This window comes from Parafilimonas sp., from assembly GCF_047606085.1.
Classification (GTDB): domain Bacteria; phylum Bacteroidota; class Bacteroidia; order Chitinophagales; family Chitinophagaceae; genus Parafilimonas.
The window spans coordinates 18,587-28,352 of record NZ_JASGEX010000189.1 but is presented as its reverse complement, the minus strand read 5'-3'; the positions used below and the strand labels follow the sequence as shown (position 1 = coordinate 28,352).

At 40.9% G+C, this 9,766-nt stretch carries 8 protein-coding genes and 2 tRNA genes; 5 read left to right on the top strand and 5 right to left on the bottom strand.

What is annotated here, in order from left to right; all coding sequences use genetic code 11:
* The first annotated feature begins 163 nt into the window (after positions 1-163).
* Positions 164-829, top strand: coding sequence for an HTH domain-containing protein (locus tag QM629_RS16625; protein ID WP_415161015.1), 666 nt, complete (start codon positions 164-166; stop codon positions 827-829).
* 159 nt (positions 830-988) lie between these two features.
* On the opposite strand, the gene QM629_RS16620 is transcribed toward QM629_RS16625, so the two are convergent.
* The 4 genes from QM629_RS16620 to QM629_RS16605 all read right to left on the bottom strand — a co-directional run bounded on the left by QM629_RS16620 (position 989) and on the right by QM629_RS16605 (position 5,564).
* The gene (locus QM629_RS16620; protein WP_415161014.1) at positions 989-1,564 is read right to left on the bottom strand and encodes an adenylate kinase; all 576 of its coding nucleotides are present in this window, start codon (positions 1,562-1,564) and stop codon (positions 989-991) included.
* 721 nt (positions 1,565-2,285) lie between these two features.
* Positions 2,286-2,359: transfer RNA gene (locus QM629_RS16615), tRNA-Ala, on the bottom strand.
* Between the two features lie 85 nt (positions 2,360-2,444).
* Positions 2,445-3,692, bottom strand: coding sequence for a beta-ketoacyl-ACP synthase II (fabF, locus tag QM629_RS16610; RefSeq protein ID WP_415161013.1), 1,248 nt, complete (start codon positions 3,690-3,692; stop codon positions 2,445-2,447).
* A gap of 213 nt (positions 3,693-3,905) precedes the next feature.
* A complete protein-coding gene (locus QM629_RS16605) occupies positions 3,906-5,564 on the bottom strand; it encodes a DUF4836 family protein (protein WP_415161012.1) in 1,659 nt (552 codons plus the stop codon).
* A gap of 153 nt (positions 5,565-5,717) precedes the next feature.
* Between QM629_RS16605 and QM629_RS16600 the strand changes: the two genes are divergently transcribed.
* Positions 5,718-6,629 (top strand): UbiA family prenyltransferase, encoded by a 912-nt coding sequence (locus QM629_RS16600; RefSeq protein ID WP_415161011.1) that lies wholly within the window; start codon positions 5,718-5,720, stop codon positions 6,627-6,629.
* A gap of 2 nt (positions 6,630-6,631) precedes the next feature.
* The gene (locus QM629_RS16595) at positions 6,632-7,261 is read left to right on the top strand and encodes a class I SAM-dependent methyltransferase (protein WP_415161010.1); all 630 of its coding nucleotides are present in this window, start codon (positions 6,632-6,634) and stop codon (positions 7,259-7,261) included.
* Between the two features lie 265 nt (positions 7,262-7,526).
* Here QM629_RS16595 and QM629_RS16590 read toward each other — a convergent pair whose 3' ends face one another.
* Positions 7,527-7,970, bottom strand: a complete 444-nt coding sequence (locus QM629_RS16590; protein WP_415161009.1) for a hypothetical protein — start codon at positions 7,968-7,970, stop codon at positions 7,527-7,529.
* Positions 7,971-8,040: 70 nt separating this feature from the next.
* On the opposite strand from QM629_RS16590, the gene QM629_RS16585 reads away from it, so the two are divergent.
* Positions 8,041-9,021 (top strand): acyl transferase, encoded by a 981-nt coding sequence (locus tag QM629_RS16585; RefSeq protein ID WP_415161008.1) that lies wholly within the window; start codon positions 8,041-8,043, stop codon positions 9,019-9,021.
* A 116-nt stretch (positions 9,022-9,137) separates the two neighbouring features.
* Positions 9,138-9,219, top strand: a tRNA-Leu gene (locus QM629_RS16580).
* Positions 9,220-9,766 lie beyond the last annotated feature (547 nt).

The window sequence follows — 9,766 nt, the reverse complement described above, 5'->3', positions numbered from 1 at the left end:
TGGCCTGTTCCGTCTTTTGTAATAGGTCCTTTAATTCTCTTTGTTCCTTTACTGATAGGGAAATTTTGTAACTCATAGTTTTTCAACAAAGTTACAAAATCGGAATTATTTAGACAATATAGTATATATTCAAACCAACCTTGTTGAGGCGTATGAGTTGTTGATGGATTTTATTAACCGGCATCTTCCTGATAAATTTTACCTGCAGGGAGACCAGAGAATAAGCCTTCGCACCACTATCTTCCGGGAAATTGTTGCCAATCTCATCATTCACAGGGAATATACCAATGCGGCGCCCGGCAGTTTTATTATTTATGCGGACAGGGCTGAAACAGAGAATGCCAATAACCCGCATGGTGAGGGCCCTATTGACCCCACTAATTTTGCCCCCTTTCCTAAAAATCCGCTGATAGCAAAGTTCTTTATCCAGTTAGGCCGGGTGGAAGAACTGGGTTCCGGCATATTGACGGCCAGCCGTTTGGCAAAGGCGTATGCAGGAAAAGGCAAGGCTGTATTTATAGAAGGCAAGACTTTTAAAACGATTATTCCCCTGCCTGACAGTAAAACTATATCAATCAATGACACGATAAATGACACGATAAATGATTCCATGAAAGAGCGGTTGAACAGGGTTGTACAACTGTTGTTGGAAAAGCCAGGGCTGAAAGTGAATGAATTGATTCAAAAGCTGAATGTGTCTGAAAGAACGGCGAAGCGTGACCTGGAAAAAATAAGGACATTGGTAGAATACAGAGGCAGTAAGAAAACCGGGGGCTATTTTCTTACAGACTATATGTTATCAAAGCTGGATAAAAAGCAATTGAAGTAATACTCGTTGAGCGATTAAAAATGTTTCGCTAAAGTCTCTTGGAGGCGATAGTTTTATCATTGCAGGAAATGTTATGCCGGGGCGGCGGGATTATTGTGCAGCAATCCGAAATATCCTTACAGGCTTTACAGCAGGCAGCACGCCTGAAAAGACTGAAGATTATGTGCGCTTATCAATCTCTTTACACAAGGCTTCAAAAATTTCCTCTACACTGCCTTCACCTTTTATATGCACTACTTTATTAAACCCATTGTAATAATCTGCTACGGGTTTTGTTTTGGTTTCATATTCTTCAATACGGCTGCGAATGATGGATTCATCCGTATCATCAGAACGGCCGCTGCTTTGGCCACGGTTGAGTAAACGTTTTACCAGTTCTTCTTCTGAAACATCCAATGCCAGCATTACCGCGATAGCTGTTTTCTTAAGCTGTAATAATTTATCCAAAGCTTCTGCCTGTGCCGCGGTACGGGGAAAACCGTCGAATAAAAATCCGGGTACACCCGGATTGGTTTCCAATGCCGTGCTTATCATGCCAATAACCACTTCATCCGGTACAAGCTGACCCTTATCAATAAAATTTTTTGCTTCAAGGCCAAGCGGTGTCTGCTGCGCAATTTCGCTGCGCAATAAATCGCCGGTTGAGAGGTGCTTCCAGCCATACTTCTCAATTAACTTCTGGCTTTGTGTACCTTTTCCGCTGCCCGGAGGGCCAAATAAAATAATATTAAACATGTTGCTTGCTAAGGTTAGCGGCAAATATAACGGCGAAGTTTGAAAATTAACATCCTGATTGTACAAAAAAACCATGCATACAATTAGAGCCTGTTTAAAAATTTCGGCTTTGCTTTATGGGGCACAAGGCCGTTTTCCCTTTTGTTTGCAAACAAAAATTTTATCATTTTTTATCCTTAATAATTTTGCTGTTATTCTTACCTGCAGTTGATTAAGCAACTGGATAGTTGCCGTAACAGGCGGTTCATATTGATTGAAAATGGCAGGCATACATCTTCATTTAAGAATTATGTTTGCACAGGGCAGAATGGAAACATAAAATTAGCCGGCTATTTTAAGGCCAGAAAATTTTAAGGGCGCCAACATTTCAAGCGTCACCGACTTTTTCCTGCTTTTTTAAAAATTGCTGCATTCGTTTTCAAATTTATTGTTCACTCCAAGACTGAAGCCCTATGGATATCGGAAAAACGAATAAGTAAGTGCGTGTTGCAAAAGACCTTAAACAAAAAGCAGTTGCTGTTTTTCTGTGAATAGCTTCATTTCGCGTTAAAAATGCCTCAATATAAACCAGCTTCCAGTCATGTACCGACTTAGTGAATTTGCGCCCCGAATCGTTGTAACGGAATAGGCGATCCCCCAGGTTTTCCGTTTGTCAATATACTATTTATCAGTGAGCGCTGAGTATAGGATGTAAACATACAAAGGATATGGGCAGGTTTTGTGGAGAATACCGGGCTCGAACCGGTGACCTTTTGCATGCCATGCAAACGCTCTAGCCAACTGAGCTAATTCCCCTTTTTATAAAATGATCTGCTTTGTATTAATTTTTCCAGGAGTGCAAAAATAACAGGCGATTACATGCTGTCAAAATCGGATTTGCCTATTCTTCAAACTTTTTAAACAGCGTGGTTGCCGTATGGCCCCCGAAACCAAACGTATTGTTCAGCGCATATTGAATGCCCGCAGCTACCGGTTGGCCTAACACAATATTCAGGTTTGCCGGAATGGCCTCGTCCAGTTCCCGGGTATTAATGGTGGGCGGAACAACGCCATGCCTTAACGCCATCACACAAATAATGGCTTCCACGGCGCCGGCGCCGCCAAGCAGGTGGCCGGTCATTGATTTGGTGCCGCTTATATAAGGCCTGTTATTTCCAAATACAGTTTGAATAGCCACAACCTCACTCGCATCGCCCACAGGTGTTGATGTAGCATGTGCATTAATATAATCCACATCTTCCGGTTGAACGCCTGCTTCCGTAAGCGCTTTGCGCATGCTCAGCTTTGCCCCCCGGCCATCTCGTGGCGTACCTGTTAAATGGAAGGCATCAGCCGCCTGGCCTGTACCGACCAGTTCTGCATAAATGGGCGCATTTCTCTTAATGGCATGTTCATACTCTTCCAGTATTAAGGCGCCTGCACCTTCCCCCAACACAAAACCATCACGACTTTTATCAAACGGGCGTGAAGCGGAAGCCGGATCATCATTTCTTTTTGATAAAGCCTGTGCAGCATTAAAGCCGCCAATAGAAGAAGCTGTAATGGGCGCTTCTGATCCGCCGGCAATCATCATAAAAGCCTTACCTGCCCTTATGGTATCAAATGCATTTATTATAGCTGTGTTGGAAGAAGCACAGGCAGACACCGGGCAATAATTGGGGCCATATAGCTGGTAACGGATAGAAATTATCCCCGCCGCTATATCTTCTATTTTCTTTGGTACAAAAAAAGGAGAGAATTTAGTGCCATCACCCTGGTACAGCAGGCCAACCTGCTCTTCAAATGTACTGATGCCTCCATTGCCGGAGCCCCAAATAACACCAATATCGGCTTTTTCCTCTTCTGAATAAGCGGAAAACTCTATTTGTGCACTTTGCACCGCTTCTTCTGCGGCTGCTATAGCATATTGTGAGAAGAGATCGTATTTGCGGATATCTTTCTTTTCAAAATATTTTTCGCCATGGAAGTTTTTTACTTCACAGGCAAACCGTGTTTTGAATTTTGTTGCATCAAATTTGGTTATTGGCGCCGCACTGCTTTTGCCTGCAACAATATTCTCCCATAATTCTTTTACTGAATTGCCCAGCGGCGTTATGGCCCCTAATCCTGTTATAACTACCCTTCTCATGTATGAAATTTGTATTTTCTTCCGGTATAAGTATATATCTGTTTATGAAAGCTGTTTGATTTTTGTTTTCCTGCATGTATAAATGGTCTTTCACCAATTTGGCAAGCAGCAAACAAATATCAGAATTAGTTAATGAATGCACAAACTTAATAGCCCCCCTGCTTCATTTAAATAAACAGCCAGTTTAACTGCCTTGTAAAAAGCAATTAATCCTCACCGCACATTCACTGAATCTGCCGCATGCAGGCTGTCTGTACTGTTCCGTCCGGATAAAGGGGGATAAGCCGCCGCCCCTTTTTTATATTGCATCGCTTCCCGGCGCGCAACAACAATAAACCGGGCAAGGCTTGCCAGGCTGTTTTCATTTTCGTTTACAAAATTTAACCGGTAACCGGATGTTATCGTTTTTTTATCGCCCTTACCTGCAAAAGCAATAAAGCTTGCAAAAGTGGCACTGGCGCTCTCTGCAATTTTATAGTTGTGATAATTATTGCCCGTATGTGTATTTAAAGAGGCCGTATCTTTTATTGGCTTATTATGCAGAAACTGGTTTATATCACAATAAAGGGCCATTGATTTATTGCCGGCTTCTTTTTCAATATCAGCAGGTAAAGGTGGCTTTTTGCCGGGCGCCTGGTAAGCCTTTATCAATTCGTCAGATGAGGCAATAAAAAGATTATTGTTGCCCGTTTCTATTACAAACCCATGACCGCCGGATAAGCCCAGCCGGTATCCATCATCTTTTTTTGTAAGCAATCCTTTATCCAGCAGGCCATTCATTACCTTATCGAAAGCCCCTTTATCTCCAATAACAGCAGCGATTAGAAAGTTGCCGTTTTTTAAACTGTTTTCCATATTTTTTTGCGCATGCGAAGAAAACATAATGGCTATGTCGCCGCTAAAGGCATTTACTATATCGGCAGTGGTAAAGCCAATGTCTGAAGTAAAGCCGTCGGCCATTGCGTCAAAACCCAGGTAATGCAAAATATCAGTCAATAGTTTGGGGTTGAAGGATACGATGCCCAAACCGGTTAATGTATCAGGATAGTTTTTAATCATCTCCGGTTTTATTTCCTGTGCAGGATATTTATTAACAATGCCGGCGAATGTTTCATTATAGTGCGTTGCCCCGCTTGCCTCTATCTTCCCTTTTTCAAAATTGACAACCCCATCTGTATAACTGTTTTGAAGCAGTTCCGCTATTTTCGGCATGCCCACCACAGCCGCTTCATTCAGCTTACCTGCCGTGCTTATATAAAAATGTATATCTGATGGTTTTGTGAAGGGCTGTTTAAATGCACCGGTTGAGGCAATGGATTCCGATTCTTTCTGATTGAATAAAGCGGTTAACTGCGATTGCAATACAGCATCCTGCACGTCATCTCCCTGTATGCAGGAAACAATTAAAACTTTATTTGTCCACCCGGCAATAACACCTGCCTGCAATTTGAGATATTTATATCCCGATATGGAGGAGATGGCGCTGCCCGGCTTCCTGGCTTTAAAAAAAGCTTCCATTTTATTTTCATCATTCACCTCAGCTATTAAGGCGCTGCTTTCAATATTGCCCCGCTGTATTGAAGCTGCTTCTTTTGTAAAAACATACAAAGGCTTGCTTATATCAACGCCGGAGTTTTCAATATCATTCCACTTCAGCATGTTATCGTTGCCGCTATGCATAAGGCTTGCCAGCGAGTCGAGGGTTATGTCTGATGAAGCAATTTTATCAGCCATAGACTTTGCATCTATTACAAAAACGGCGGAAGCATCTTTTGGAACGTATAATGCAAGCGAGGAAGGTGTTTGCTTACATGCATTAAAAATTATCATGGCAAAACATACCCCGATAACGGCAACAGATTTGTTTTTCATATCAAATGAATATTTAACGAAGATATTTATTACCGGTTATTGTTAATCTTGTAAAACTGTCAAAAAAAAGAAGAGGGGCAGCATGCCCGTATTGATTTTTAACCGTTTGCTTTTTTAACATGCAAAAACCTGGTGGCATTAACTTGCAGGGCAATGTGTCAATTCATACGTTCCGTTTTTTTCGGTAATTATTTTATAGGCATAATTGCCATTGCATTATCAATTGAATCGTGCACGCAATTGCGCCTGCCGTTAAATTCTGCAGCTTATTATACCATCCTCTTTTGTATTACCGTTTTTTACTACACGTATGCTTATCTCGGGCCGTTGAATGCAGGTAATACAACAAACCCGCGAAAAGACTGGTATAACCGCAACCACAGGTTTGTGTTGCGCAGCCAGGTGTTTTTATTAATTACAGCCATTGCATCGGGCATCTGTTTTTTATATAAAAATTTTACGGCCATTCAATCGCTGCCTTTTGTGTATTGGCTGCTGGCGGGCATCGTGGCCCTTTCGGGCATTTTGTATTATGAATTATTGCCCGGTTCTGTTCTTAAAATCAACCTGCGCAATACCGGCTGGCTTAAGGCTTTTGTAATTGGGTTTGTATGGGCCTGTGTTGCCAATATCCTGCCATTTATTGTGGCACAGATTGAAACCGGCCCGCACCAGGTTGAAACTTCTTTTTTAATATGGCTGTTCATTAAAAACTTTATGTTCTGCACGGTTAACGCCATCATTTTTGATATAAAAGATTATGCGGATGATTCCAACAGGCAACTGAAAACATTTGTGGTACGCTTCGGTTTAAGAAGAACTATTTTTTATATTTTATTGCCATTGACCATTATAGGATTGTTTTCGTTAGTCGCCTTTACCATGAGCCATCATTTTAGCCTGGCAACAATCTTAATTAATCTTATTCCGTTTATTTTATTATTCATGATAGCATGGAGCATGCAATGGCCGCATAAAATTTTGTATTACCTTGTAATTATTGACGGCCTCATTTTTTTTAAAGCCGTATGCGGTATTGTTGGAATGAATTTTATTAATAACTAATTATGCGAAACGATTATAACGGCATTGCAAAATATTACGACAGGCTTAGCCGTATTGTGTTTCAGCGTTCCGTAATAAAAGCGCAGGCTTACCTGCTTGCATTTATAAAAGATAACGACCGCATATTACTGGCAGGCGGCGGAACGGGATGGATACTGGAAGAAATATCAAAGCTCAATAAAAAAAATGTATCGGTGGTATATGTGGAGAAGTCTGCGAACATGATAGCGCTTTCCAAAAAAAGAAAGTGTGGGAATATGGCCGTGGAATTTGTAAACTGTCCCATTGAAACCTATACAACACAGGAACATTTTGATGTGATATTAACGCCATTTTTCTTCGACAATTTCATAGATAAAAAGATAAAATACATTTTCTCCAAGCTGGATACCTATCTTAAAAGAAAGGGCTTCTGGCTGTATGCCGATTTTGTAAATGATAAACAAAATAAAAAGGAATGGCAGCAAATGCTTTTAAAAGGCATGTATTTATTTTTTAAAATCACAACCAATATTGAAACCCAAAAGCTGGTTGACCTTAACCGCTATTTTGCAGATAAATATGTAATGATAACACAGCAATTCTACTACAAACGTTTTATACAGGCGGTTGCTTACAGAAAAATAAGATAAATTTATTGGGGGATGTTTCAATGCAGGGCTATTGCTTCTTAGCAGGCACGATAACGAAATATGCATATTGAAAAGCCAATGGAAACTATAGCTACCACTACAATATCATTAACTTAAGAAAACTCAATATTCAATACACAATAATCCCCGCCTGACTGAATCAGTCGGGCAGGAATGTTCAGTTGTAAATCTTCGCGAAATGAATATTGAATATTTCGAAGATTTACCTGCCTTAAGTTAATGACATTGGATACAGCTAATCTGATTATTGCTTGAGGAACACCAGGTCGGGCGATTGCACGGTATCGCTGGTGTGATTGGCTTTATCGTTCATCCAGAAACGGAAATAGCTTGTATCATCAGCCAGCGAGCAGGCGGAAAGCGTAGGTGGCGTTACGCTGCCATAATTATAGGTAAAAACAAAATCAACCTTTACGTTTTTAGGCGGGTCAAAATCAGGGATAAGAAAGCTGTCAGTGTAAGAAAGCGAAGCGCAGTTAGCCACTTTGGAAACACGTTGCACCCAAATAGTATCCACAATATCGCCTTCCTTATCTGTGCATTGTAATTTGAATTCAACAACCGAAGGTTGTGCAAACACCGTTGCGTTCACGCTTTTAAATTCTAATGTAGGTTTAGTATTGTATGTATCTTTAGAGCAGGTAACACATCCAAGCATCAATAAAACAACGGCTGATAATTTCTTCATTTCTTTGTAATTAATATCAAATTTATATAAAAGCAAACAACATTTAAACAACAGCAATTAAACCTTCATTGTGGGCGCTCCGTTTGTTAACAAAATTTTTCAGGTTAAAAATAATTTCAGCGAACTGGCAATTAAATTATTTAACCTTCAGTACGAACAAAACCCTGTTTATAAAAACTGGTGCGATTACCTGGGCACGAATGCAAACAGCATAACATCAGTTGAAAAAATCCCGTTTCTGCCCATATCTCTTTTTAAAACCAAAAAAGTTTTAACCGGCAATGATGAATACGCGCTTTTTTTTGAAAGCAGCGGCACCACACAAAACAGTAAAAGCCGGCATTACATAAAGGATATACAGGTGTATATAGAAAGTTTCAGCCGGGGCTTTGAATTATTTTATGGCGATATTAAAGAATGGTGCATTATAGGCCTGCTGCCCTCTTACCTGCAGCAGCAGCATTCATCACTTATAAAAATGGTGGATGAGCTGATAAAACGAAGCGGCCACACAGAAAGCGGCTTTTACCTTAATGAGGTTGGTCAACTGCATCAGGTTTTGCAGCAGCTTGAACAGCATGGGCAAAAAACATTATTGATAGGCGTTACGTATGCCTTACTTGATTTTGCGGAACAATATCCCATGCAGCTTTCCTCAACTGTGATAATGGAAACCGGCGGCATGAAAGGCCGGCGCAAAGAAATTACACGCAACGAAGTGCATGACATTTTAAAGCAGCGGTTTCATATACCGCAGGTGCATTCAGAATATGGCATGAGTGAATTGCTGTCGCAGGCTTATGCCGGGGCGAACGGTATTTTTAATTGCCCGCCCTGGATGAAAGTGTTGGTTAGGGATGAAGACGACCCGCTGCTGGTGAAAATAAAAGGTAAGGGCGCTTTAAATATCATTGATCTTGCCAATATAAACAGTTGCGCTTTTATTGCCACCGACGATGTGGGTGAAGTGTTTGAAGATGGCAGCTTTGCTGTAGCCGGCCGGCTGGATGGCAGTGATATTCGTGGCTGCAGTTTGATGGTTATATCATAATTGCTGCTATATTTGCGCTCTTGAAAGAGCAAGTGCTCAAGTGTTCAAATGCTCACCGGTCAGGAATACAACTCGTGAACCGGATCAAACTTGTGAACTTTTAAACTTTACATAATGCCCGGGTGGCGAAATTGGTAGACGCACCGTCTTCAGGTGGCGGCGCCGCGAGGTGTGCTGGTTCGAATCCGGTCCCGGGCACTTTTAAGCTTTGTAAGTCTTATTTACAAGGCTTTTTTATTTTATGCTTATCAGATTTTGACGCTCTTTTTGCGCTTTCTACCGCTGTTTGACAAACAAATGACAAGCAGTTTTCACTCACCTTCTGCAGTTATTTTGCTGCGCCTTTTAATTTTAACGTAGTTAATAAAATATCCCGCAGCCGTCAATTTCTCTTGCATAACCAAAATAGCATTGAACCTGTTATATCAGTCAGACGAAAAAAAGGGAGCAAAAAAGCTTAGTATGAAACGCAAACGAACAAAGGCTGATAGGAACAGCGACTATCTGTTGTCATTACTCTCATTGAAAACTTAAAATTTTAATGCGTCTGCCCTGGAACTTAATGCCGTTCTGTGAATGCCGCCGGCATAAGACTGGCGAAAGATGAAAAGGAGAAACAATAAGCGTTTCAACCGTCAGGCCAGATATCAACAGCCCTCAATCTAAAAATATTTTTCTATTTTAGAGCCTGTTTAAAAACATTATTGTCCGGATAAAAATTATCGAATCTCTTGAAACCATTTGC